The sequence below is a fragment of the Flaviflagellibacter deserti genome, assembly GCF_042652085.1.
Lineage (GTDB): Bacteria > Pseudomonadota > Alphaproteobacteria > Rhizobiales > Methylopilaceae > Flaviflagellibacter > Flaviflagellibacter deserti.
Window position 1 is genome coordinate 764,430 of the sequence record NZ_JBHSJF010000006.1, and the last position, 23,445, is coordinate 787,874.

At 63.4% G+C, this 23,445-nt stretch carries 22 protein-coding genes, 1 tRNA gene and 1 pseudogene; 12 read left to right on the forward strand and 12 right to left on the reverse strand.

Annotation, left to right across the window (positions count from 1 at the left end; genetic code table 11):
- Positions 1 to 41: 41 nt before the first annotated feature.
- Positions 42 to 512: a DUF488 domain-containing protein gene (locus ACFPFW_RS10705; protein ID WP_114955627.1), complete on the forward strand. Its 471-nt coding sequence runs from the start codon at positions 42 to 44 to the stop codon at positions 510 to 512.
- On the opposite strand, the gene ACFPFW_RS10710 is transcribed toward ACFPFW_RS10705, so the two are convergent.
- Positions 502 to 993, reverse strand: a complete 492-nt coding sequence (locus tag ACFPFW_RS10710) for a VOC family protein (RefSeq protein WP_114955626.1) — start codon at positions 991 to 993, stop codon at positions 502 to 504. The genes ACFPFW_RS10705 and ACFPFW_RS10710 overlap by 11 nt on opposite strands.
- Before the next feature lie 131 nt (positions 994 to 1,124).
- On the opposite strand from ACFPFW_RS10710, the pseudogene ACFPFW_RS10715 reads away from it, so the two are divergent.
- Positions 1,125 to 2,624, forward strand: a pseudogene (locus ACFPFW_RS10715) (ATP-binding protein); the annotation flags it as partial.
- On the opposite strand, the gene ACFPFW_RS10720 reads toward ACFPFW_RS10715, so the two are convergent.
- Positions 2,616 to 3,521 carry a LysR substrate-binding domain-containing protein gene (locus ACFPFW_RS10720; RefSeq protein WP_114955625.1) on the reverse strand — a complete coding sequence of 302 codons (906 nt, stop codon included), beginning with the start codon at positions 3,519 to 3,521 and terminating at the stop codon, positions 2,616 to 2,618. The pseudogene ACFPFW_RS10715 and the gene ACFPFW_RS10720 overlap by 9 nt on opposite strands.
- A 107-nt stretch (positions 3,522 to 3,628) precedes the next feature.
- On the opposite strand from ACFPFW_RS10720, the gene ACFPFW_RS10725 reads away from it, so the two are divergent.
- On the forward strand, positions 3,629 to 4,633 hold the full coding sequence (locus tag ACFPFW_RS10725) for an aldo/keto reductase (RefSeq protein WP_114955624.1): 1,005 nt from the start codon (positions 3,629 to 3,631) through the stop codon (positions 4,631 to 4,633).
- Here ACFPFW_RS10725 and ACFPFW_RS10730 read toward each other — a convergent pair.
- Both ACFPFW_RS10730 and ACFPFW_RS10735 read right to left on the reverse strand, forming a co-directional pair.
- Positions 4,622 to 5,482: a metallophosphoesterase family protein gene (locus ACFPFW_RS10730; RefSeq protein WP_114955623.1), complete on the reverse strand. Its 861-nt coding sequence runs from the start codon at positions 5,480 to 5,482 to the stop codon at positions 4,622 to 4,624. The genes ACFPFW_RS10725 and ACFPFW_RS10730 overlap by 12 nt on opposite strands.
- Positions 5,479 to 6,375 carry a diacylglycerol/lipid kinase family protein gene (locus tag ACFPFW_RS10735; RefSeq protein WP_114955622.1) on the reverse strand — a complete coding sequence of 299 codons (897 nt, stop codon included), beginning with the start codon at positions 6,373 to 6,375 and terminating at the stop codon, positions 5,479 to 5,481. Before ACFPFW_RS10735 ends, ACFPFW_RS10730 begins: the two co-directional genes overlap by 4 nt.
- On the opposite strand from ACFPFW_RS10735, the gene ACFPFW_RS10740 reads away from it, so the two are divergent.
- The gene (locus tag ACFPFW_RS10740) at positions 6,362 to 7,387 is read left to right on the forward strand and encodes an oxygenase MpaB family protein (RefSeq protein ID WP_379770646.1); all 1,026 of its coding nucleotides are present in this window, start codon (positions 6,362 to 6,364) and stop codon (positions 7,385 to 7,387) included. The two genes, ACFPFW_RS10735 and ACFPFW_RS10740, sit on opposite strands and share 14 nt — an antisense overlap.
- Positions 7,388 to 7,497: 110 nt before the next feature.
- Here the strand turns inward: ACFPFW_RS10740 and ACFPFW_RS10745 are convergent, their stop codons facing one another.
- The 7 genes from ACFPFW_RS10745 to ACFPFW_RS10775 form a co-directional block, all read right to left on the reverse strand.
- Positions 7,498 to 8,292 carry an MBL fold metallo-hydrolase gene (locus ACFPFW_RS10745; RefSeq protein WP_114955621.1) on the reverse strand — a complete coding sequence of 265 codons (795 nt, stop codon included), beginning with the start codon at positions 8,290 to 8,292 and terminating at the stop codon, positions 7,498 to 7,500.
- Positions 8,289 to 9,098 (reverse strand): TatD family hydrolase, encoded by an 810-nt coding sequence (locus ACFPFW_RS10750; RefSeq protein ID WP_114955620.1) that lies wholly within the window; start codon positions 9,096 to 9,098, stop codon positions 8,289 to 8,291. The genes ACFPFW_RS10745 and ACFPFW_RS10750 overlap by 4 nt, the downstream gene beginning before the upstream one ends.
- A 4-nt stretch (positions 9,099 to 9,102) precedes the next feature.
- Entirely contained in the window at positions 9,103 to 10,662 is a 1,560-nt protein-coding gene (gene metG, locus ACFPFW_RS10755; RefSeq protein WP_114955619.1) for a methionine--tRNA ligase, read from the reverse strand.
- Between the two features lie 16 nt (positions 10,663 to 10,678).
- Positions 10,679 to 11,740, reverse strand: a complete 1,062-nt coding sequence (locus ACFPFW_RS10760; RefSeq protein ID WP_379770651.1) for a DNA polymerase III subunit delta' — start codon at positions 11,738 to 11,740, stop codon at positions 10,679 to 10,681.
- Positions 11,733 to 12,392 (reverse strand): dTMP kinase, encoded by a 660-nt coding sequence (gene tmk, locus ACFPFW_RS10765; protein ID WP_114955617.1) that lies wholly within the window; start codon positions 12,390 to 12,392, stop codon positions 11,733 to 11,735. Before tmk ends, ACFPFW_RS10760 begins: the two co-directional genes overlap by 8 nt.
- Positions 12,389 to 13,591 (reverse strand): D-alanyl-D-alanine carboxypeptidase family protein, encoded by a 1,203-nt coding sequence (locus ACFPFW_RS10770; RefSeq protein WP_114955616.1) that lies wholly within the window; start codon positions 13,589 to 13,591, stop codon positions 12,389 to 12,391. The genes tmk and ACFPFW_RS10770 overlap by 4 nt, the downstream gene beginning before the upstream one ends.
- Before the next feature lie 66 nt (positions 13,592 to 13,657).
- Entirely contained in the window at positions 13,658 to 14,644 is a 987-nt protein-coding gene (locus tag ACFPFW_RS10775; protein ID WP_114955615.1) for a septal ring lytic transglycosylase RlpA family protein, read from the reverse strand.
- Positions 14,645 to 14,850: 206 nt separating this feature from the next.
- Between ACFPFW_RS10775 and ACFPFW_RS10780 the strand changes: the two genes are divergently transcribed.
- The 8 genes from ACFPFW_RS10780 to lhgO all read left to right on the forward strand — a co-directional run bounded on the left by ACFPFW_RS10780 (position 14,851) and on the right by lhgO (position 22,634).
- A tRNA-Ser gene (locus tag ACFPFW_RS10780) sits at positions 14,851 to 14,940 on the forward strand.
- Positions 14,941 to 15,162: 222 nt separating this feature from the next.
- Positions 15,163 to 16,296: an Ldh family oxidoreductase gene (locus tag ACFPFW_RS10785; RefSeq protein ID WP_379770655.1), complete on the forward strand. Its 1,134-nt coding sequence runs from the start codon at positions 15,163 to 15,165 to the stop codon at positions 16,294 to 16,296.
- A gap of 21 nt (positions 16,297 to 16,317) precedes the next feature.
- Positions 16,318 to 17,034 (forward strand): GntR family transcriptional regulator, encoded by a 717-nt coding sequence (locus ACFPFW_RS10790; RefSeq protein WP_379770658.1) that lies wholly within the window; start codon positions 16,318 to 16,320, stop codon positions 17,032 to 17,034.
- Positions 17,035 to 17,064: 30 nt separating this feature from the next.
- Entirely contained in the window at positions 17,065 to 18,234 is a 1,170-nt protein-coding gene (locus tag ACFPFW_RS10795; protein WP_114955614.1) for a mandelate racemase/muconate lactonizing enzyme family protein, read from the forward strand.
- A 117-nt stretch (positions 18,235 to 18,351) separates the two neighbouring features.
- The gene (locus tag ACFPFW_RS10800; RefSeq protein WP_114955613.1) at positions 18,352 to 19,332 is read left to right on the forward strand and encodes a Bug family tripartite tricarboxylate transporter substrate binding protein; all 981 of its coding nucleotides are present in this window, start codon (positions 18,352 to 18,354) and stop codon (positions 19,330 to 19,332) included.
- A 66-nt stretch (positions 19,333 to 19,398) separates the two neighbouring features.
- Complete coding sequence (locus ACFPFW_RS10805) at positions 19,399 to 19,866, forward strand: tripartite tricarboxylate transporter TctB family protein (RefSeq protein WP_114955612.1); 468 nt, start codon at positions 19,399 to 19,401, stop codon at positions 19,864 to 19,866.
- Between the two features lie 36 nt (positions 19,867 to 19,902).
- Positions 19,903 to 21,444: a tripartite tricarboxylate transporter permease gene (locus ACFPFW_RS10810; RefSeq protein WP_114955611.1), complete on the forward strand. Its 1,542-nt coding sequence runs from the start codon at positions 19,903 to 19,905 to the stop codon at positions 21,442 to 21,444.
- Positions 21,441 to 22,634, forward strand: a complete 1,194-nt coding sequence (lhgO, locus tag ACFPFW_RS10815) for an L-2-hydroxyglutarate oxidase (RefSeq protein ID WP_114955610.1) — start codon at positions 21,441 to 21,443, stop codon at positions 22,632 to 22,634. Before ACFPFW_RS10810 ends, lhgO begins: the two co-directional genes overlap by 4 nt.
- On the opposite strand, the gene ACFPFW_RS10820 is transcribed toward lhgO, so the two are convergent.
- Positions 22,631 to 23,445 (reverse strand): dihydrodipicolinate synthase family protein (locus ACFPFW_RS10820; protein ID WP_379770664.1); only part of this gene is annotated, 815 nt, incomplete at its 5' end. The two genes, lhgO and ACFPFW_RS10820, sit on opposite strands and share 4 nt — an antisense overlap.

Here is a 23,445-nt window from a genome sequence, read left to right on the forward strand (position 1 = left end):
ACCTCTTGCATTGCCGGTTCTATGCGCCACAGTTTGAGGGCATGAGCAAGGACAGTGGGACGTTCACCACCATTGGATATGAAGGTGCGCCGCCGGATGCCGTCTTTGCCGCGCTCGAAGACGCCGGCGTCGAACTGCTCGTCGATGTCCGCGCCATCTCTGGATCGCGCAAGCCCGGATTCTCGAAGACCCCATTCGCCGCCGGCCTCCAGGAGCATGGCATCGGCTATGTCCATCTGAAGGGACTCGGAACGCCGAAGGAAGGCAGGCTTGCGGCCCGCTCGGGAAACCGTGCGGGGTTCGACAGGATTTTCACGGCGCATATGCAAACGGATGCTGCCCGGCACGATTTGGCCGGCCTACTCGATCTGATGAAATCCGGCAGACGGGTTTGCCTGATGTGCTTCGAGCACGATCCTGCTCATTGCCACCGGACGATCGTCGCCGAGGCCGTGGAGGAACGGACGGGGATGCCGTTCGTCCACCTGTTCCCAAAGACCGCTACTGCCTGAGCAGGTCGTCGATATCGAGCCGCTGGGTGACCATTGCGAGGTCGCCTTCCGGCGTGCGCGGCCATTCCTCCGGCGGGCGGTCCCAGTATAGCTCGACGCCGTTCTGGTCCGGATCGCGCAGGTAGAGGGCCTGGCTGACGCCGTGGTCGCTCGCGCCATCGAGCGGAATTCCGGCCGCGATCAGTCTGCGAAGCGCATCGGCGAGCGCCGCACGCGTCGGATAGAGGATCGCCGTGTGGAACAGGCCGGTGGTGCCGCGCGCAGGAGGCTGGCCTCCTCGGCTTTCCCAGGTGTTCAGCCCGATATGGTGATGGTAGCCGCCGGCCGAGAGGAACGCCGCCTGCGTGCCGTAGCGCTGCATCAGTTCGAAGCCGAGCACGCCGCTATAAAAACCGATGGCGCGTTCGAGGTCCGCGACCTTGAGGTGGACGTGGCCGATGCGGGTGCCGGCATCGACCGGTTTGGAGAGAATGTCGTTCATGATTGCAATATAATCCCGGAAATAACGAGAATAACGGGCGAAATTGCAATCTCGTTTTGCCAGCGCGCCTTCCTGTGGAAGCGACCGGTCTGCAACACCCTGGCGGGGAGGGATGTGCTAACCGTTCGTTAATGCAAGTCGCCATCGACATGGGCGCGCAGCTGAATGGCGCGCCGGTTACCCTCGATCTGGAAGAGCTTCTCTCGACGCGCCTGCTGGTGCAGGGCAATTCGGGCTCGGGAAAATCGCATTTGCTGCGTCGCCTGATCGAGCAGAGCGCGAGCTGGGTACAGCAGATCATCATCGACCCCGAAGGCGATTTCGTCAGCCTGTCGGAGCGTTATGGCCACACGGTCGTGGACGCCGAGCGGAGCGACAGCGACCTCGAGGAGATCGCACGACGCATCCGCCAGCATCGCGTGTCCGCCGTGCTCAATCTCGAAGGCGTCGACGCGGAAACCCAGATGCGCTGTGCGGGCGCCTTTCTGAACGGCCTGTTCGAGGCGCCGCGCGATCATTGGTATCCGGTTCTCGTGGTCGTCGACGAGGCGCAGCTGTTCGCACCTGCAATCGCGGGCGATGTCTCCGAAGAGGCGCGCAAAATTTCGCTGGGCGCGATGGCGAACCTGATGTCGCGTGGCCGAAAGAGGGGACTGGCCGGCGTCATCGCCACCCAGCGCCTGGCCAAGCTCGCCAAGAATGTCGCCGCTGAAGCATCGAACTTCCTGATGGGCCGGACCTTTCTCGACATCGACATGGCGCGCGCCGCCGATCTGCTCGGCATGGAGCGCCGTCAGGCCGAGACCTTCCGCGACCTCGACCGCGGCACCTTCGTCGCTCTCGGTCCCGCGCTGTCGCGGCGGCCGCTGACCGTGAAGATCGGCAATGTGGAGACCGGCGCCCGCAGCGTCAGCCCGAAGCTGATACCGATGCCCGAGGAGGCGGAGGATATCGAAGGCGTGATCTTCGCTCCGATCACGCAGGAGCGCCGCGCGACCGAGCCGAACCGGACGACGGCGACCAGCGATCTGCTTCGCCAACTCGTTCAATCGCGGCCCCCAGAGGCGATTTCGGTTCCCGACGCGGCGAAGCCCGTCGACCCCACCGAGCGGGAAGCCGCAATAGAGGCCGTGATGCAGACGGTCGTCTCCGATCCGGAATCCGCGTTCCGATCGGTCGCCGTGCTCTATCAGGACTTCATCGTCCGCTGCCGCATCCAGAACGTGCCGGGCGCCCCGCTCGATCTTTCCGAATTCCGCCGCCGCCTTGCCGTCTCTCGGGCGGGCGTGCCGATGAAGCAGGTCGAGGGTTCGGCGGACTGGGACGCGGCGGTCGCCCTGTCCGCTCATTTGACGGAGGATCTGCAGGGCATGTTCCTCGTCCTCGCCCGTGCGGCGATGGAGCAGCTTCCATGTCCCGGCGATCTCCAGCTTGCGCGGACATGTGGCAGCCGTTCCCCCGGCCGCGCGCGTCGCCTCCTCGCCTATATGGAGGAGAAGGGCTTCCTCAATTGCCGAACTGACCGTCGTGGCAATCGCCTGGTGGCGTTTCCCGATCTAGGCTGGGAAACCCAACCCGGCCATCCAAACGCGCCGAACCGGTCGAAAGCGGATACGCCGCCTTCAGCTGATCCTGCTTGCGCGCCATTCCCTGACGAAATCGACGAAGGCGCGGAGCGCGGGCGGGGGCTGCCGGCGGCTCGGGTAATAGAGCAGGGGACCGGGAAACTCCTCGCACCAGTCTTTCAGTACCGGCACGAGCCGTCCGGCCTCGATGTCCGCTCGCACCCAATCCTCGAAGCTCAGGAAGAAGCCCAAGCCGTCGAGAGTCGCCTGCAGCAGCGCGGCGAGATTGTTGGACCGGAACTGGCCTGTGGGTGCGATCCTCACGGTCCGTCCGTTTTTCTCGAACTCCCAGGGAAGCACGTTGCCGTTGTCGAAGCGGTGCACGACGCAAGGTAGTCCGACCAGGTTCGCTGGTTCTTTCGGTACACCATATGTCTCGATGACGGGCGGGGCGGCGACGAGCGAATAGCATTGCGGCGGGCCGAGTGGCACGGCGATCATGTCCTGCGCCAGATGCTCCTCGTAGCGGACCCCGGCATCGAAGCCGCCCGCAACGATATCGACCCTCACGGCCTCCGCTACGAGTTCGAGCTCAATGTTGGGATAGCGCTTCAGGAACGGCGCGATCATCGGAGCTAGTACGGAGTCGATTGCCGGCGGCGGCGCATTGATGCGGAGCCGCCCCGCTGCTCCCTCGCGAAGGCCTCGAAGTTCGTCCAACGCCTCGGTGACCTCGGCCAGCGCCGGGATCGTCCGATCGAGAAGCCGTTCGCCGGCTTCGGTCAGCGACACGCTTCGCGTCGTCCGATGCAGGAGACGGGCGCCGAGGCGTTCCTCGAGATCGCGCAGCCGCTGACTGAGGCTGGATGCGGAGACCTGCTGTTCGGCGGCGGCGCGGCGGAAATTGCGATGCCGCGCGACGGCGATGAAGGCCTGGAGGTCGCGAAGATCGGGTGGGCTCATTGTGCTTAATATAGAACAGTGTGTCCGATATTGTGCACCTTATCGCTCGTATGGTTCCGCGTCATCTATTCCGGCGAGGGCATCACGCCAACTCAAAGGACCAGACGATGAAGACGCGCACTCTAGGAAAGACTGGCCCGCAGGTTTCGATGCTCGGCCTCGGCTGTATGGGCATGTCGGACTTCTATGGTCCGGCGGATCGCGGTGAGAGCATTGCGACCATCCACGCCGCGCTCGATGCAGGCGTGACGCTGCTCGATACCGGCGACTTCTACGGCATGGGCCACAACGAGATGTTGATCGCCGAGGCTCTGCAGGGGAGGAACCGCGATCAGGTGGAGATCAGCGTCAAATTCGGCGCGCTGCGCGATCCGGCGATGAGCTGGATAGGTCTCGATACGAGGCCGGAGGCAGTGAAGACTTTTCTGACCTACACGTTGCGCCGGCTGGGAACGGACTACATCGACATTTACCGTCCGGCACGTCTCGATCCAGCGGTACCGATCGAAGAGACAGTCGGCGCGATCGCGGACATGGTGAAGGCTGGCTATGTCCGCCATATCGGGCTGTCGGAGGTCGGAGCTGCGACCCTCCGGCGGGCGGCGGCAGTCCATCCGATTGCCGACCTGCAGATCGAATATTCGCTGATCTCCCGTGGCATCGAGGATGAAATCCTGCCGACTTGCCGGGAGCTTGGTATCGGCATCACGGCCTATGGCGTCCTTTCGCGCGGGCTGATCAGCGGGCATTGGACCAAGGAACGGGCAGGGCAGGATTTCCGGGCGATGAGCCCGCGTTTCCAGGGCGAAAATCTGGATGCCAATCTTGCACTGGTCGAGCGGTTGCGGGGCGTAGCCGACAGAATCGGAGTGTCCGTTGCGCAGGTGGCCATCGCCTGGGTGGCCGCGCAGGGCGAGGATATCGTTCCACTGGTCGGCGCGCGCCGTCGTGATCGACTGGTGGAATCGCTCGGAACTCTCGATGTCACGTTGTCCGCCGACGACCTCACGGCGCTCTCGGCAGTCGTGCCGAAAGGTGCCGCTGCCGGTGGCCGCTATCCCGAAGCCCATCTAGCGCACATGGACAGCGAGAAAACTGCGTCACAGCACTGACATCGGCTGTTCGTCCTCGATCTCATCCGGCGGGGAGGTGGTTGCCACGACTTCCTCCTCCGGTTTGCTCAGGATGTTGGCGGATTCGTAATGGGTCCGCCATTCGCCTCCGGACCATACCCGGGTTTCCATCGCAATCCGGTCCTCCGCGATGGCGAGGCGATTATAGGCATTCGGCTCGTTGCGAAGACGGGTCGAAGTCGCTGTCCCCGCCTGCACCACGAAGACCGAGGGCATATCCTTGAGTGGCGCGATCCGGGTATAGGCTCGGTGGAGATGGCCGGCCAGGATCAGCCGCACATTCTGGCGGGAGAACAGCGCTAGCGCCTCGTTAGCGCGCCCGACCAGACGGGTATCCGGCAGGGCCTCCGGCGTGATGAAGGGGTGATGCGCGACGATGATGCGCATCCGATCCTTGGGGAGGCGATCGAGCCGCTCCTCCAGCATTTCGAGTTGCTCTTTCGTGATGCGCCCATGCGCCCAGTTCCAGTCCAGTGACGCGCGGCGCGCTGTGTTCAGGCCGATGATCGCCACCTTGTCGTCGCACCACATCGGCTCGCGGTCAGTCGAGATGTAGCGGTGATAGCGGCCGTAGGGATTGAGGAACCGCTCGACCAGATTGCGCGGCGGGATGTCGTGGTTGCCCGGGACGGAAAAGGTCCGCGCACCAAGACTGTCGACGAAGGCACGGGCCTCGATGAATTCGCTCCGCTCCGCGTTCTGCGTGAAGTCGCCGGAAATGATGACGAGGTCCGGCGGATTGCTCCTGATCTCGGCTAGCAATGCGTCGACCACGACCGGATCGACGCGGCCGAAATGCAGGTCTGACAGATGGGCGATGCGGGTCATGAGCGGGGACTCTCGGCGGGCGCGAAGACGGTCAGCGCACCGGGCAGAATGCGGAAGCGGATAGGCGGTTTCATCAGTCTCACCTCGCCATCAAGCATGATGCGGAGCAGGGGGCGTGGGCTGACGATAGCGAGACGGCTCAATGCCCGCACTTCGAGCCAGGGCTGGCTGAGCCAGCTGCCGATGACGAGGCCGGCGCCGAGGCGCAACAGACGCCAGAACGTCAATTCGTGCGGTACGTAAAGGACGAGCTCGCCGCGATCGAGGTGCGAACGGCGAAGGAACCGCCCGAACGCTTCATCATAGGCATTACAGGCGACGGCCAGCGCGCGCGTTCTGATGCGGGTCGTCTTGCCGTCAACCCGAAGCGCTAACGAGAGCAGAGGATAGCGGCGAAGCCCGAGGGCGAGGGACCGGGCGAGCCGAAGGCTGCCGGTCATTCCAAGCGAGCCGCGGCCTTTCTCGCGAAGCTGACCGATATTGGCTGGCAGGCCCAGTAACGACTTGCAAAGGAATATATGCTCATTTGCCAGTCCGACGTCGATCGTACGTTTGTAACCTTGCGCGATAACTGCGACTGCGTCGGGTATCGTCAGTGGCAGGCCCAAGTCTTTCGCCAGCAGGTTCATCGTACCCAAAGGCAGAATGCCGAGCGGGATGCCGGTCCCCATCAATTTCTGGGCGGAGCAGGCAATCGAACCGTCGCCGCCGCCGATGACGAGGGCGTCGGGATTGCTGGCGATCGCGGCGTCGATGCGACCGGGCAGTTTCAGGTTGGTGTCGTCGTGCAGCTCCGGCTGGATGCCGAAATCACGGAAACGCTTCAACAGGTCGTCGAGCGCGATGCCGGACGCCGAACCGGCAATCGCATTGAGTACGATGGCCGCGCGCATATCACAGGCGATCGAAGAGGGGCTGACGACAAGGTGTTTGCATCGGCTCAAGAACCGGCCGACGCCGCCTGAAGTTCCTTATGCCGCGAGTCGCATAAGATATATTATGGAACCTACGTGGATATCGATTGGTGCCGGATCGAGCGAGTTTGAGTTTCGCCTTTCGACATCGAGGCTCATAGTCTCGGGCATGAACAGGTTGCGCAATGTGATCCGGGAGCACGTCCACGGTCTTGTTGGCATCAGGACAAGCGGCACGAGGCACATCCGAAAAGATGACGGCCTGTTCGGACGAAGCTCGGTCTGCTGGAAGGTACACGGCGATTTCACGACGATGATGATCGGCGGCGTTGCCGCTCTTCTCCTGCAGATGCTGCATCCAGCCGCCGTTGCCGGAGTATGGGATCACTCGAACTTCCGGCACGATATGCAGGGGCGCCTGCGGCGCACTGCCCAATTCATCTCCGGGACAACCTATGGAGACACTGATCAGGCTTTGAGGCTGATCGATCGGGTCCGGACTATTCACGACCGGGTACGGGGCGTCCTCCCTGACGGTACCCCCTACAGCGCCAATGACCCCGCACTTCTCACCTGGATTCACGTAGCGGAGGTCAGCAGCTTCCTGAAAGCATATGTCCGATATCGCGACCCCCTCCTGCCGCACTCCGAGCAGGACAGATACTTCGCCGAGGTGTCGGAAATCGCAGTCTTGCTAGGGGCGGAAGCCGTGCCGCGCACTCGTCAGGAGGTGTCGGAATATCTACGGACGTCACGGGCCGATCTGCGGTTCGACCGCAGAACCCGGCAAGTCGCGGATGCTCTGCTCAAGCAGCCGGCGTCGAGCTTGGCGCTCGCACCCTTCCAGCGCCTCGTCCTCGACGCGGGAGTGGATCTGCTCCCCGACTGGGCGGCGGAGATGCACGGACTTCGGATCGCGCCTCTGCGCCGCCCAGCAATCCGCGCGAGCGCGATCGGCGTTGGATCCGTTCTCCGCTGGGCCCTCACCTAGTCGGCGCAGCGCGGTCAAGGATCGCTGACATTGTTTTGGGGAGATCGACCGATAGCCGACGCGGTCCGCCGACGGTCCCATGCGGTTACACCGCCTTTGCAAGCAATCGATCAGAGCTCGAGGACCAGACCGTCGTAAGCCGGCTCAACATTCGGAGGCACCTGCCTCTTCAGCGTCATGTAGTCCAGATCGGTGTGCAGGTTGGTCAGCACCGCGTGCTTAGGCTTCAGCCGTTCGATCCATTCGAGCGCCTCGGACAGGCTGAAATGGCTAGGATGCGGCGTGATGCGGAGCGCGTCGATGATCCAGAGATCGAGGCCGCTCAAATGGCCTTTCTGGTCGTCCGGAATGTCGCTGAGGTCCGGCGTATAGGCCATGCCGCCGATCCGAAGGCCCAGAGCCTGGGTTTGCCCATGCGGCAACCTGAATGTCGTCACGTGGATCGATCCGCCGGGACCGTCCACGGCGAAAGGCCGATCAGGCCCGGTCTGATGCTGGTTGAGAATGGGCGGATAATCGCTGCCGTCCGGCGTTTCGAAAATATAGCCAAAACGCTGGCGAACGTCCGGCGACGTCACGGGGTCCATCCAAGCATCGATGCGCCTGCGCGATCGAATAAAATACGGCCTGAGATCGTCGATGCCATGCGTGTGGTCAGCGTGGTCGTGCGTCAGCAGCACGCCGTCGATTGTCTCGACATGGTTGTCCAGCATCTGCTCGCGCAGGTCCGGCGATGTGTCGACAAGGAAATTAGTCTCGCCATGGCCGTTCTCACGCCGGACCAGGATCGAGCATCGCCGACGTCGGTTGCGAGGTTCGTGCGGATCGCAGGCGCCCCAGCCGGTGGCGACGCGCGGCACGCCGCCGGACGAGCCGCAGCCGAGGATCGTGACCGTCAGGCTCACGCCGCCGCCTCGCCCTCGAGCCCCAGCGCCGAGCGCGGGACCTTGCGGAAAAGGCGGGCGAAGTTCTCGGTGGTCCGCCTGGCCGTCTCTTCGCGGCTCCAGCCGCGCACCTCAGCCAGAACCGACGCCGTGTGTGCAGTATAGGCCGGCTCGTTGGTCTGGCCGCGATGCGGCACCGGAGCGAGGTAAGGCGCATCGGTTTCGACAAGCAGACGATCGGCCGGAATCTCGGCGGCGATATCGCGGATCGCCTGAGAATTCTTGAAGGTCAGGATGCCGGAGAACGAGACGTAGAGGCCGAGCGCCACGCCGCGACGGGCAAGCTCGGCGCCGGACGAGAAACAGTGCAGGAGGGCGGGAAAGGCGCCCTTCTCGGTCTCGCCTTCGAGGATTGCGATCATATCCTCGTCGGCTTCGCGCGCATGGATGACAAGCGGAAGACCGGTGGTCCGGGCAGCCGCGATGTGGGCACGTAGACCCTGGATCTGAGCGTCACGAGGCGAATTGTCGTAGTGGTAGTCGAGACCGGCCTCGCCGATTGCCACGATTTTGGGATGCTCGGCGAGCCGGATCAGATCGTCGGCCGTGACGTCGAGTTCCTCCTGCGCATTGTGAGGATGCGTGCCGACCGAGCCGTAAACGTTGTCGTACGCCTCGATGATCTCGCGAATTTGGTCGAACTTCCGCACCCGCGTCGAGATCGTCACCATAAGCCCGACGTCGGCGGCCTTGGCGCGCGCGATTATACCGCCGCGGTCGGCCGCGAAATCCGGGAAATCGAGATGGCAGTGGCTGTCGACGAGCATGGCGTCAGGCCGTCGCCTCTTCCGTCTCCACGTAACGCGGATAGACCGGGCTCGGTGCCGGCAGGTCGGAGCCGGGGACCAGACGTCCTCCCTCCCCAAGCGCCGCGAAGTTTCGCGCCGATTGGGAAACACCGAGAATATCCAGCAGTTTGCCGGACGCTGTTGGAGTGACGGGTAAGGTGAGGATCGCGAAGCTGCGCAGCACCTCCGCCGTGACGTATAGGACCGTGTTCATGCGCTGCGGATTGGTTGCCTTGAGCTTCCAAGGCTCTTCCGAAGCGAAATAGCGGTTCGCGTCGGCAATCACGCGCCAAATCGAGGACAGCATCGTGTGAAGGGCAAATCCCTTCATCGCCGCCCTCGCCTCATTCACCAGATTGTCGGCCGCTACGAGGATCGCCTTGTCCGCCTTCGTGAATTCGCCCGGCGCCGGGACCTTTCCATCGCAGTTCTTGCCGATCATCGAGAGCGAACGCTGCGCCAGATTGCCGAGATCGTTGGCGAGATCGGCATTGATGCGCTGGACGATCGCCTCGTGGCTGTAGCTGCCGTCCTGGCCGAACGGCACTTCGCGCAGGAAGAAATAGCGCACCTGGTCGACGCCATAGGCGTCCGTCAGAGTGAACGGATCGATCACGTTGCCGACCGACTTCGACATCTTCTCCCCCTTGTTAAAGAGGAAGCCGTGGGCGTAGACGCGCTTCGGCGGCGCGACGCCGGCCGACATCAGGAAGGCCGGCCAGTAGACCGCGTGGAAGCGGATGATGTCCTTGCCGATGATATGGGCGTCCGCCGGCCAGAACTTCTTGAAGCTCTCGGACTCCGTGTCCGGATAGCCGACGCCGGTGATGTAGTTCGTCAGAGCGTCGACCCAGACATACATCACGTGCTCGGGTGCGCCCGGCACCTTCACGCCCCAGTCGAACGTCGTGCGGCTGATCGAGAGATCCTGAAGGCCTCCCTTCACGAAGCTGACGACCTCATTGCGGCGAGCATCGGGACCGATGAAATCGGGATTGGCGTCGTAGAAGGCGAGCAGTTTGTCCTGATAGGCGGACAAGCGGAAGAAATAGCTCTTCTCCTCGACCCATTCGACCGGTGTTCCCTGCGGGCCAAAACGCGTGCCGTTCTCCTGAACGGTGGTCTCGTCCTCGGCGTAAAAGGCCTCGTCGCGGACGGAATACCAGCCGGCATAGACATCGAGATAGATGTCGCCGGCCTCTTCCATCTTCTGCCAGATCGCCTGGGAGGAGACGTGGTGCGCCTGTTCGGTCGTTCGAATGTAGCGGTCGCTCGAGATGTTCAGCCGCTCGACCATCTCCTGGAATTTCGGCACGTTCCGCTCGACGAGCTCGGCCGGCGTGATGCCCGCTTTCTCCGCCGTCTGCAGCATCTTGATGCCGTGCTCGTCCGCGCCGGTCATGAAGAAGACGTTGCGGCCGTCGAGGCGCTGGAATCGCGCGATCGCGTCGGTCGCGATCACCTCGTAGGCGTGTCCGATATGTGGAGCGCCGTTCGGATATGCGATGGCGGTCGTGATATAAAAGGCGTTGCGGTCGGCCATGAGCCCGGAGGGTTTGTCAGCCGCGGGTTGCTGCGGCGAGATCGGTAAAGATGGCGAGCACGAGCGGACGCCTGTCGAGATTATAAATCTCTACGTCGCGGAACGCGCGGGCGTTTTTGTCCCACAGCTCTGCCCATCTCGCAAGGCGGGCTTCGCCGGATGACGCTCCGCGCCGCATCCGCTCATGCAGCCAGTCCTGGACGAAGGCGCAGAAGAACTCGAAGCTCGGGGCCCCTTCCCTGCCTGTCATCTTCTCGGCGAGCGCGTGGACAGCGGCGTGGTCGACGTCGGGAAGGCGATTGATCAGGCCGGACAACGTGTCCCGGAGCCCGAGGCTGTCGCTGCCGAGAAGAACGGCGGCGCGGCGCACCGAACCTTCGGCCAGATCGGCGGCATGGCGGAGATCATCGCCCTCTGCTCCGCCCGACAATACATCGACGCCTTCAAGCACTTCGACGACCTCTTCGCTTGCGAGAGGCTTCAGCGTCAGCATGCGGCAGCGCGAGCGAATGGTGGGCAGAAGTCGTTTCGGCGCGGTTGTCAGGATTAGGAAAAGCGAGCGCGGAGGTGGCTCTTCAAGTACCTTGAGCAAGGCATTGGCGCCGTTGGTGTTCAGGTCGTCGGCGGTGTCCACGATCGCGATTCGCCAGCCCCCCTCGCCCGCTGTCGTCGAGAAGAACGAGACGAGCCGCCTCGCCTCGTCGACCTTGATCTCGCCGGCGACATTCTTGCGATCGGCGGTCAGGCCGCGGCGCAGGACGAAGAGGTCCGGATGCGCCTGTTGAAGCACGCGCCGCGCGACTGGATTGTCCGGACTGACATCGAGGTTCGACGCGTGCTGGACCGCCGTGGACATTGGATCTGGGTTGGCGAAGATGAAGCGGGCGAGCCGGTAGGCCAAAGTCGCTTTTCCGATCCCTTCCTCGCCCCCGAGTATCCATGCATGGTGCATGCGGCCCGAGCGGTAGGCGTCGAGCAGGGTCAGTTCGGCTGTCGCGTGGCCGATCAGCCGGAAGGTCTCGCGCGGATGCGGCGCGTCCTCGAACCGGTCTGATTCGAGCTCAGCCGCCTCAGCCATTGCTTGCGACCGCCATCGCATAGCGGTTTTCGACCGCGTGCCAGACCAGTTCGGAAACCACGTCGGGTGCGTTCTCGCCATCGATGACCGCGACCCGTTCGGGTTCGGCATGGGCGATATCGAGGAATGCCTGACGCAGCCCGCGATGATAATCCATGTCTTCCGCCTCGAAGCGGTCGAGCGTCTCGCTCTGCCCGCGTTGCCGTGCGCGCTGGAGACCGATCTCGGCCGGCAGATCGAGCAGGATCGTGAGACCCGGAACGGTCGACCCCACGACGACCCTCTCCATTGCGCGAAGCACCTTCGGATCGAGGTTGCCGAGCGCGCCCTGATAGGCGCGGGTCGAATCAAGGAAACGGTCGCAGAGCACCCACGCGCCGCGTTCCAGCGCGGGGCGGATGGTCTTGCTGAGATGATCGATCCGAGCGGCGGAGAACAGTGCCGCCTCGGCGAAGGCGCCGAACGATTTGGCCTTGCCGGACAGGATGATGCCGCGAAGCCGTTCGGCGTCTGGTGAGCCGCCCGGTTCGCGGGTCACAACGACATCCTCGCCACGGTCGCGCAGGCGGGCCGCGAGAAGTCCGATCTGCGTAGATTTTCCGGCCCCCTCCCCGCCTTCGAAGGTGACGAACCGGCTGCGAAAAGGCGTCATAGTTTCAGCCGCTCGAACAGCGGAGAAACCGCGCCGACCGCGAGCTCGTAGGTCGCGTCGAATGCGCGGCGCCACAAAGTGCCCTCCGCGACGTTCTCGTCGGCAACGAGCGGCACTTCGCTCTGCAGCAGGCCGTCTCGCCAGATGCGGAGGACGCCGACCCGCTCGCCCTTGGTCACCGGCGCGGTGATCGGCCCGCGATACACGGCACGGGCGACGATGCGGCTGTCGCCGTCCTTCGGCACCGGGAGAGTCACCGTCGTTTCCGACACCAGCCGTACCGAACGTTGCGTACCGCCGAAAACCTTCGCTTCGGCGACGAGCGTTCCGGGCCGGAAGAGCTCCCGGTCGATGAAATCGTTGAAGCCCCAGTCCAGAATGGCCTTGGCCGCCTTCACGCGTGCATTTTCATCGGGAAGGCCCGCGAGCACCGTTATCAGCCGCCGTCCGTCGCGGACCGCCGACGCGGCGATCATATGGCCGAGGTCAGCGACCGAGCCGATGATCAAACCATCCACGCCTTCATACTGTCCCATCAGGGGATTGCGATTGAGCTGGCGGATATTGTTCCAATCGAGGTCCGGTTGGGAAAAGACAGTATAGAAGTCCGGATGCTTGGTCGCGAGATAGGCCGAGATGCGCGCCATGTCGCGAACGCTCGTTCTCTGCCCCTGTGCCGGCAGCCCCGTTGCGTTGACGAAGACCGACGAGGTCAGGCCGATCTCCTTGCCGAGCTGATTCATGCGTTCGGAGAACGCCGTTTCGTTCTTGGCGATGCCCTCGGCGAGCGCGATCGCCGCGTCGTTGCCGACCACGATCGCAACGCCGCGGACGAGATCGCTAACCGTCACCTCACTGCCGAGCTTCGCGAACATCGCCGTCGTCCGCGCCGGGCCACCGCCGGTGCGCCAGGCATTCTCCGAGATCGTGAATGGCGCGGCGGCTGAGACCCAGCCGCGTTTCACCTCGTTGAACACGACCGCAAGCGTCATCAGCTTGGCTAGGCTCGCCGGCGGAAAGGTAGCATCCGGCTCTTTCGCGAAAAGAACGGAATCGCTCTGCACATCGTAGAGAATCGCCTGCTTGGCATCGGTTTCGAAAGCCTGGGCCCGAGCCGTTTTAGACCCGAGCGACGCCAAAGCGACCGCGAACGCGCACAGAACGCGTGCGAGAAGCGCTATCCGACCAAGACGCCCCATTGTGCCAAGAATCCCCTTCTCCCGGTTTCTACCGCGAGGGAGATCGAGCGTCCAATCAGGATGATGTCAGCGAGGGGGAGCGAAGGTCGTCGGGTCGAAAGCGAACCCGCTCAGAACCGGCTGAATCAGGCCGGGCTTGGCGTTCTGCGCCAGAGGCTGCGAATTGAAGCCGCCGAAGCCGGCGGCGATGCGCGACGCGACATTCGCCTTTGGCGTGGTCGGAGGTGCCGGAACCGGCGCGGCGACCGGTTCGGTCGAGGCAGATGCGAGGGCGTAGCCACTCGGAGGTGTCGTATCGGTGCGCAGCTCCGGCGGCGCGTCCTTGGCGGCGATCACCGGCTTCGGTTTCAACAATGCCTTGCCGCCGGCTGTGATCGCGCCCGGCCCCGAGGTCTCGACCAATGCCGCGAGCTGGGTGCCCGACGGGCTCGCGCCGTTGTCGCGGAATGTGGCGAGGAGCTTCTGCTCGTCGCTGCCCTTCAGCGAGGCTGGGCCGACATAATCGATTCGGACACGCGCCATTCCCTTGCGCTTGAAATCGAGGATTTCGGCGGTGCGGCTCGAGACGTCTATCAGGCGGTTCTTATGGAACGGACCGCGATCATTGACGCGGACGACGATCGATTTGCCGTTGCTCGTATTCGTCACGCGGGCATAGGACGGCAGTGGAAGGCTCGGATGGGCTGCGGTGATGGACGCCATGTCGAAGACCTCGCCATTGGAGGTCATGCGGCCGTGGAATTGTGACCCATACCAGGATGCGAGGCCCTCCGCCGAGTAGCCGTCGGGCTCAACGCCGGCAACGAATGTTTTCTTGGTCGTCACAGCGGCTTCCGCCGGCTGTTCGACGCCCCCGCCTTTCGGAACGGGCTCGCCGTCGGCGACGACTTTCGCCGGCGTCGGGGTGGTGACTGCAAGGCGCGGATCGACGTTCTGTTTCTGCGCGCAGGCTCCGAGCACCAGCGCGACCGTGGCGGCAACCACCAATGACGAGCCTCGTGCTGTGCCGTGTTCGGGACGGGTCCCGCGCGAAACGTCCGTCGGTCGAGCCATACGGTTTCTGTTCCCTCTTGGGCGGCCTCGACGAAACAAGTTCCGTCGACCCCGTGCCGCTCCAACCCTTAACGCGCGTTAAGCAAATCGTAACACGTATTAACATGGAAGCCCGCGCAAAGTGTCAAAACTGCGGCAGAATTGGACAAGCGCCATGATCCTTAACCCCTTGCCCTTCGGCGCCGCTCGTGGTGGAAGGGCGATAAGGAGAGGTGGCCGAGTGGTTTAAGGCAGCGGTCTTGAAAACCGCCGTGGGGGCAACTCCACCGTGGGTTCGAATCCCACCCTCTCCGCCACTGTGATGCACCAAGCCCGGGTTCTCCCAGCGCTCCCAAGATTTAGCATCCAAGCGAGGCCTGTTTGATCTCCCGTTAAATTCGCGGCGGTAAGCGCCTCGCACCTGCTCGCAAGATACTTTTGGTTCTGTTTGAAGCAACCGAGCGCATAGTTTTCTTCGCCAATTCCCTTTCTATCCTCGACTAGCAACCGTCGGTTTCGGTTTGATGTTGAGGGTCTCCATGGCAATCAATCACGACTTCGAAACTCACATTCGGCAGGCCGCCGCGATCCTCAGATCGTGGGGCATGACACCCGCGAACGCGGAGCAAACCGCCAAAGTGCTTGGCTGGGCCGATCTTCGCGGCGTCGAGAGCCACGGCATCGCGATGCTTGTCGAATATAACGAACGTCGCCAGACACGGCCGATCAACATGCAGGCCGTCCCGAAGATCGTCCGACAGACGCCCGTGAGTGCCTTGGTTGATGGCGATGGCGGGCTCGGCCATGTGCCGGCATCCTTCGCGATGGCGCTTGCGGTCGAGAAGGCAAAAGCCTCCGGCGTCGGCATGGTTTCGGTACGAAATTCCGGCCATTTCGGCGCGCTTGGCTGTTTCACAAGCATGGCGGCCGAGGCCGATCTTATCGGTATCGCGACCACGAGTGTGTTCGGCATTCGCGTTCCGCCAACGGGCGGCGCAGCCGCTCGCTTCGGCACGGATCCCTGGTCCTTCGCCGCGCCTGGAGACGAAGGCAAGCCGTTCCTTCTCGATATGGCGACTACAACCGTCGCCTCCGGAAAGGTCCGTAACAAAGTCGTCGAGCGGCAGCAGATGCCGCCAGGATGGGGTTTCGACAAAGCCGGCAAACCAACGCTCGATCCATCCGAGGTCATGCAGGGCGGGTTCCTATCGCCGCTCGGCGGCACGCCCGAAGGCGCGAGCCACAAAGGCTATGGCCTCGCAGTCATGGTCAACATCCTGTCGTCGTGCCTGTCGGGCTCGACCCTGATCACCGACCCGATGCATTCGAAACAGCCCAAGGGGCTCGATGTCGGCCATTTCTTCATGGCCTTCGATCCCGGCCAATTCCGAGATGTCGCCGACTTCCGCGCCGACGTGAAGCAACTCTGTGACGACCTTCGCGCGACACCTCCGGTCGATCTGGCAAAGCCTGTTCTGGTTGCCGGCGATCCCGAGCGCGCGGTCATGGCGGAGCGCGAGAAGACAGGCATTCCGATTGGCCCTGGCCTGCTGCGGCGTCTCCATGAGATCGCGCGCGAAAACGGAGCCGAATGGTTCTTTCAGCATCCTTCAACAAATAACACGGAGCAATTGAGACCCATCTATCTATCTGTAAACCCGTCGATTTCATAAAAGCTGTTGACAGTTTACTGCATGACAGATGACGATCTGATGTCGACCGAATTGCAGACGAGGCCCATGCACACACGACGCATCGAACGGACCGCGGGACTGACGACCCGCGTCTATCAGGAGATCGAGAAAATGATCCTGTCCGGCGATCTCGAGCCCGGTAGCCGTCTGAACGAAGTCAGCCTGGCGGAGCAGTTCGCCGTCAGCCGAGGCCCCGTGCGCGAGGCGACGCGCGCGCTAGTGAAAGCCGGACTTCTGACCTCGATTCCGGCGCGCGGCGTGTTCGTACGCGAGATGTCAGAGATTGAAATCAGCGAGAACTACGACGTCCGCGCGCTACTCACAGGACTCGTCTGTGGCCGCGCCGCTGACCGTAGAAGCAACAAGCAGGTTGCCCAGCTCGACGCTCTCGTCCGTGGCATGGACGATGCGATCGCGGCCAATCAGGTCCCTCGCTATTATCGCATCAATCTCGAATTCCACGACCTGATCGGCCGCATCGCCGACCACAGCTGCGCGCACCGGATCTACGACGATCTCATCCGCGAGACGCATTCGTTGCGCCGTTCGCTCTTCTCTCCTGGCCAGACCAACAGCGAGCACCGCGCGATTGTCGATGCCATCCGCGAGCGCGATCACGACAAGGCGCGCGCGCTCGGCGAGAGACATGTCATTCACGGAAAGGAACGCTGGCTGGCTTCGCTGGGAGCGAGGTCTCCGAAAGCCGCCCGCGCATAAAAAATCAAAACGACAGGGAGGAAGAAGACGGTGAAAATCGCAAACATCAAGGCAAGTCTGCACAGGCACGAGATTGATCTGCCGGGCATCGGTGCCTCCATCGAAACGCGCATGTTCGTCTTCGTGGAGATCGAGACGGAGGACGGCCGGAAGGGAATGGGCTGCACTGGCTCGTTTCTGCCTTGGGCAGTGATGCCTTGCATCGAGCAGCACATCTTTCCGCTGATCAAAGGCAAGGATGTCCGGCACACCGAGGCGATCCACCATGCCGTCTGGAAGCAGCTCAACAACCGCGCCTATACGGGCGTGATCTCCAACGCGCTGTCGGCGATCGACATCGCCTGCTGGGACCTGCGCGGCAAAGCCGAGAACCAGTCCATCGCCGAACTTCTCGGCGGTTTCAGCAACGAGGCCTACACCTACGCGACGTTCGGCTATCCGTTCTTCGACGAACAGCAGATCGCCGACTACGCCAAGAAATTCCTGGCCGACGGCCACACCATGCTGAAGATGGTTGTCGGCGGCGAACCGACACGAACCTGGAAGGATGATGTCCGCCGTGTCCGCGCGGCCCGCGACGCCATCGGCCCCGACGTCGACCTGATGATCGACGCCAATTGCTGGTTCGATCCGCATGACGCCTTCATGCTCGCCAAGGGCGTCGAGGACTGCAATCTGAAATGGTTCGAGGAGCCGATCCAGCAGAACGACGCCCGTGCGCTCGCCGATCTTCGCAGTCGCGTCCAGGTGCCGATCGCAGCCGGCCAGATGGAAGGCCATCGCTGGCGTTACCGTGAGCTCGTCACCCACCATGCGGTCGACGTGCTCCAGCCGAACGTCCTCTACAACGGCGGCTATACCGAAGCGCTGAAGGTCGCGCACATGGCGCAGGCCTTCAACCTGCCGATGGCCAACGGCGGTGGCTGGCCGATCTTCAACATGCATATCCTGGCGGGCGTCATGAATGGTGGCCCGGTCGAGTTTCATTACGGCATGTGGATGACCGGGAAGCACTTCTTCGACGGCACCCCCGATCCGATCAACGGCAAGATGCGCATTCCCGATCGGCCAGGCCTCGGCTTCACGCCGAACTACGATGCCCTCAGGGACGGCCGGGTCAAGGACCCAGAGGCAAGCCGACTGAAAAACCGCGATGCCCACGGCTACCTGCTGCGCGAGGCAATTCCTTCCCTAGCTTGATGAAACCGCCCGCAACGAACCGGGCACAAGTGCGGATGTGACAGGAGAACGAAAAAAGGGTCGCGGGAGCGCCCCGACAGTCAGGCCATCACAAACAATAATATCGGGAGGACACTGATGACGCATTCCACGCTTTCGGCTCTCTGGAGCCGAGGTCGCATCACCGCTGTCAGCGCACTCTGCGCCGCCTCGCTGATGGCAACCACCCCGGCGCTCGCCGACTACCCCGAGCGCGACATCTCCATGATCATTCCGTTCGGTGTAGGCGGCGGCAGCGACACGCTGGCCCGCACGATCGCCAATGTCATTGGCGAGCTGAAACTGCTGCCGGTTCAAATCCTGCCGGAGAACCGGCCGGGCGGCAGCGGCGCGGTTGGATACAGCAGCGTCGGCAAGGAGAAGGGCAATCCGTATGTGATTGCGACCGTGAGCGTGAGCTTCTTCACGACACCGTTGCAAGGTGGCTCGCCGGTGAGCTATCGCGACTTTACCCCGCTGGGGGCGATCGCCCAGTCGCCCTACGTTCTCGTCGTTCCAGCCTCATCGGAATACAAGACGCTCGACGACCTCAAGAAGGCCAAGCGACTGACGACCGGCACCGTTGGTGTCGTCTCCGATGCGGCGTTGCTGGCCAAGATGACGTCCAACGGCCTCGGTGTGAAAATCGACGCGGTGCCGTTCGATGGCGAGGGAGAGGTCATGGCCGCCATCCTCGGCGGCCATGTGAACGTGGCCTATTTCAATCCAAGCGAGGCCCTGCCCCAGATCAAGGCCGGCACGCTGCGTCCGCTCGCCGTCAGCTCCGCCAAACGGGCCGACGCCTTCCCCGACGTGCCGACCTTCTCGGAGCTCGGCCATAACATCGTCCATACCCAGATTCGCGGCCTCGTCATGCCGAAGGACGTGAAACCCGAGGTCGTAGCCTGTTGGGAAGGCGTGCTGAAGAAGGTCGCCGAAAGCCCGCAATGGCGGACGCAGTACATCGACCGCTTTCACGACGTTCCGAACTTTATGAACAGCGCCGAATTCGCCACCGCGATCGCTGATACCAGCGGCCGTTATGAGCGCCTGATGAAGGAACTCGGCGTCATCAAATGACGACGCGCGTGCCCGGGCGTCGCTGATGCCCGGGCACCTCCTTTCCGGAACCGGCGGGATTCGATCATGACCATTCATCGTCTGGACCAATTCGTTGCGCTGTTCCTTCTGCTGTTCGGTGCCTACCTCGTATGGACGGGGCTGGGCTTCGGATTCATGCAAGGCACGACACCGGGCGCGGGCTATTTTCCGGCGCTTGCAGGCGGTGTCCTCATCGTCCTCAGTGCGATCAATCTTGTCCGCAGCCTGGCCGGGCTGGAAGATCTGAAGTCCCGAATGGCGCGCAGGGACGTGGTCAAGTTCATCGCCATCACCGCGGCGATGCTCGTCTTCGTGGTCATTACCCCGTTTGCGGGCATGACCATCGCGACCATGCTGCTGATGCTGGCTATCGGCCTGATCATCCGACCCTCACTGGAGCGCGCTTATCTCGTGCGCCTCGGCATCACCTCGATCTTCTTTTCCCTCGCCTGCCTCGTCGTGTTCGGCACGCTCCTTCGCGTTCCGGTGCCACGCGGTATTTTCGGTCTCTGACCGCCATCGCTGAATAACAACAACAGGGAGAGCGCGATGGAAATCATGGGTCTTCTCATCGACGGCATCGGCCAGGCGATGCAGCCGAGCATCCTGGCTTCGACCATGCTCGGAGCCATTCTAGGGCTTCTGATCGGTGCCCTGCCCGGCCTTGGGCCATCCGCAGGCGTCGCGATCATGCTGCCTATCGCCGTGACGTTCGGCGGTACCGCGGCCATCGCCTGCATCGCCGGCATCTACTACGGCGCGATGTTTGGCGGCGCGATCACCTCGATCCTGCTCGGCATTCCCGGCGACGCGCCATCGGTCATGACCGTGCTCGACGGCTATCCGATGGCACTAAAGGGGGAGGCCGGCCGCGCGCTCGGGATGAGCGTGTTCGCATCCTTTATCGGCGGCCTGTTCGGCCTTGCCGGAATGGTCGCGCTGTCGGTTCCGATATCGAGATGGGCCCTCGCCTTCGGCCCGACCGAAATGACCGCGATGATGGCATTTTCGCTGTCGCTGGTCAGCGTTCTCGGCGGCCGCAATTCGATCAAGGGCTTCGCCGCGCTCGTGCTCGGCATGTGGGTCGGCATGATCGGCCTCGATCCCATCGCGGGCCCTGCCCGCTACACATTCGGCCAGATGGATCTGTTCGATGGCCTCGATTTCTCGGTCGTCGCGGTCGGCCTGTTCGGCCTCACCGCCATGTTCACCAGCGTCAGCGACAAGATAGATCGCGACGCCGCCAGCTTCAGTCTTCGCTCGCTCCTGCCACGCTTCAGGGATGCGGTTGCCTCGCGCTGGGAACTCCTGAGCGGCTCGATTATCGGCTTCGTCGTCGGTGTGCTGCCGGGCGTTGGCGCCACAGCCGCGACCATGCTGTCATATGCCACCGCCAAGCGCTTCTCGCGTCGGCCGGAGAAGTTCGGCACAGGCATCGTTGAGGGCGTCGCTGCACCGGAGGCGGCGAACAATTCCGCGTCCTACGGCAATATGATTCCGCTCTTTACGCTCGGCATTCCCGGCTCGGCGACGACGGCGGTGATGATGGGCGGCCTCCTGATGATCGGCCTCCAGCCCGGCCCACTGCTGTTCGTCAACAACTCCGAGTTCATCTGGACATTATTCGGCAGTTTCTGGGTCGGCAATCTCGCGCTGGTCTTCCTGACGTTGCTGTTGACCCCGCTGCTCGCCAGTATCCTCTTCATCTCGACGGCGCTGCTCTATCCCGTGATCATAGCCGTCGTGATGTTCGGCGTTTATGCGATCGAATTCTCGATGGCGAACATCGTCATTGCGATCATCGCGGGCGGCATCGGCCTCGTTCTGATGGAGCTGGATTATCCGCCGGTACCGCTGGTTCTCGGCCTGGTGCTTGGCCCGATGCTAGAGCGCAATATCCGTCGCACGATGATCCAGTCGGAGGGCGATCTCAGCGTCTTTGTTCAGCATCCGATCTCGCTGACGCTCTTCATCGCGACCGCCTTCGTCATCGTGCTTCCGCAGATCATGCGCGTCTTGAAATTGCGCAAGATCCCGGCCGACGAGGCCGAGGCGGAAGCCATGCCAGCAGACAGCGAAAGGACCGCATGACGACCTATGACTATTGCATCGTCGGCGGCGGCATCGTCGGTCTCGCCACCGCGCTAGAAATCCTCTCCCGCGACCCGCGGGCGCGTCTTGTCCTGATCGAGAAGGAGCGCGATTTCGGCCAGCACCAGACCGGGCACAACAGCGGAGTCATCCATGCCGGGATCTATTATCAGCCCGGCTCGCTCAAGGCCCGATTGTGCCGGGAGGGCGCGATCGCGACCAAGGAGTTCTGCCGGGATAATCAGATCCCGTTCGAAACCTGCGGCAAGCTGCTCGTAGCGACCAGTCCCCTCGAATTGGAACGGATGACGGCGCTGGAAGAGCGCGCGCGGCAAAACGAGATCGTCTTCGAGCCCATCTCGGCCAAACGCCTGCGCGAGATCGAGCCGAACATCGCCGGTCTCGGTGCCGTGCTCGTTCCCGCTACCGGGATCGTCAACTACCAGCGCATCTGCCACGCAATGGCCGAACGCCTGAAGGACATGGGCGCAACGCTCACGCTCGGCACCCGCGTGACGGCGATCGCGGAAGACGCGACCGGCGTCACCGTCCGAACCGATAGCGACGACACTATCAGGTCAGGGCGTCTGGTCGCCTGCGCCGGGCTTCAGTCCGATCGCATCGCCCGCCTCGCCGGATTGAAAGCCACGCATCAGATCGTGCCGTTTCGCGGCGAGTACTACACGCTGCCGGAAAGCAAATCGAACGTCGTCCGCCACCTCATCTATCCAATCCCCGATCCCAACCTCCCCTTCCTCGGCATCCATCTGACGAGAATGATCGACGGCCGCGTTACCGTCGGCCCGAATGCGGTTCTTGGCTTCTCCCGCGAGGGCTATGACAAGGGGAGCATCCGACTGGGCGACGTCGCGTCGATGATCGGCTTCTCCGGGTTCTGGAAGATGGCGCGGAAGAACCTGCGCTCGGGCGCCATCGAATTCCGCAATTCGATCCTGCGCGCCCGCTATCTCGAGGAATGCCGCAAGTACTGCCCGAGCCTGACCATTGACGATCTCGGCACGCCCGGCGCCGGCATCCGCGCCCAGGCAATCCTCGACGACGGCACGCTCGTCCACGATTTCCTGTTCCTGGACTCGCCGCGCATGCTGCACGTCTGCAACGCGCCCTCGCCCGCAGCGACCTCGGCGATGCCGATCGCACGGATGATCGTCGATAGACTGACGGCCTAAATCGCGGCGCGCGGGTCGCGCCGGGCGAGCCGGCCCAGCAGGTAGTCGACCTCGGCCCGGGCGGCGGCATCGAGCGGCGGGCCGGGCTTGCGCTGCGCGTCCGAGGTGATCACGCCGCGCCGCCACAGCAGATATTTCCGCACCGCCAGACCGATCCCCTGCTGCTGCTCGTAGCGGATCAGCGGCAGATGCGCGTCGAACAGATCATGCGCCGCGTCGCGCTTGCCGACGCGATGGAGCTCGACCAGCTCGACCAGCATGTCGGGGAAGGCATAGCCGGTCATCGCGCCGTCGGCGCCGCGCTCGGGCTCGAAATCGAGGAACAGGCCGCCATTGCCGCACAGGATCGAGACCGGCCTGAGCGTTCCCTCCGCCTGCAGCGCCCGGAGCTTCGAGATCTTGTCGAGGCCGGGCCAGTCCTCGTGCTTGAGCATCAGGCAGGACGGATGGTCGGCCATGATCCTGGCGATCACCGGGACCGACATCACCACGCCGAGGGTCAGCGGATAGTCCTGCAGCACCCACGGCACGTCCTCGCCGATCGCCTCCACCGCCTGCGCGAAATAGGAAGTGATCTGCTCGTCGGTGCGCAGATTCGGCACCGGCGCGATCATCACCCCGGCGGCGCCGGCCGCCATCGCATCCCGCGCCAGCGAGCGCATCGCCGCGAAGCCCGGCGCCGACACGCCGACGATCACCGGCAGCCGGGTCCGCCCGACCACTTGCTTCACCAGCGCCCGCGACTCGGCCGGTTCGAGCTTCGGCGCCTCGCCCATGATCCCGAGGATGGTCAGGCCGCTGCAGCCGCTCG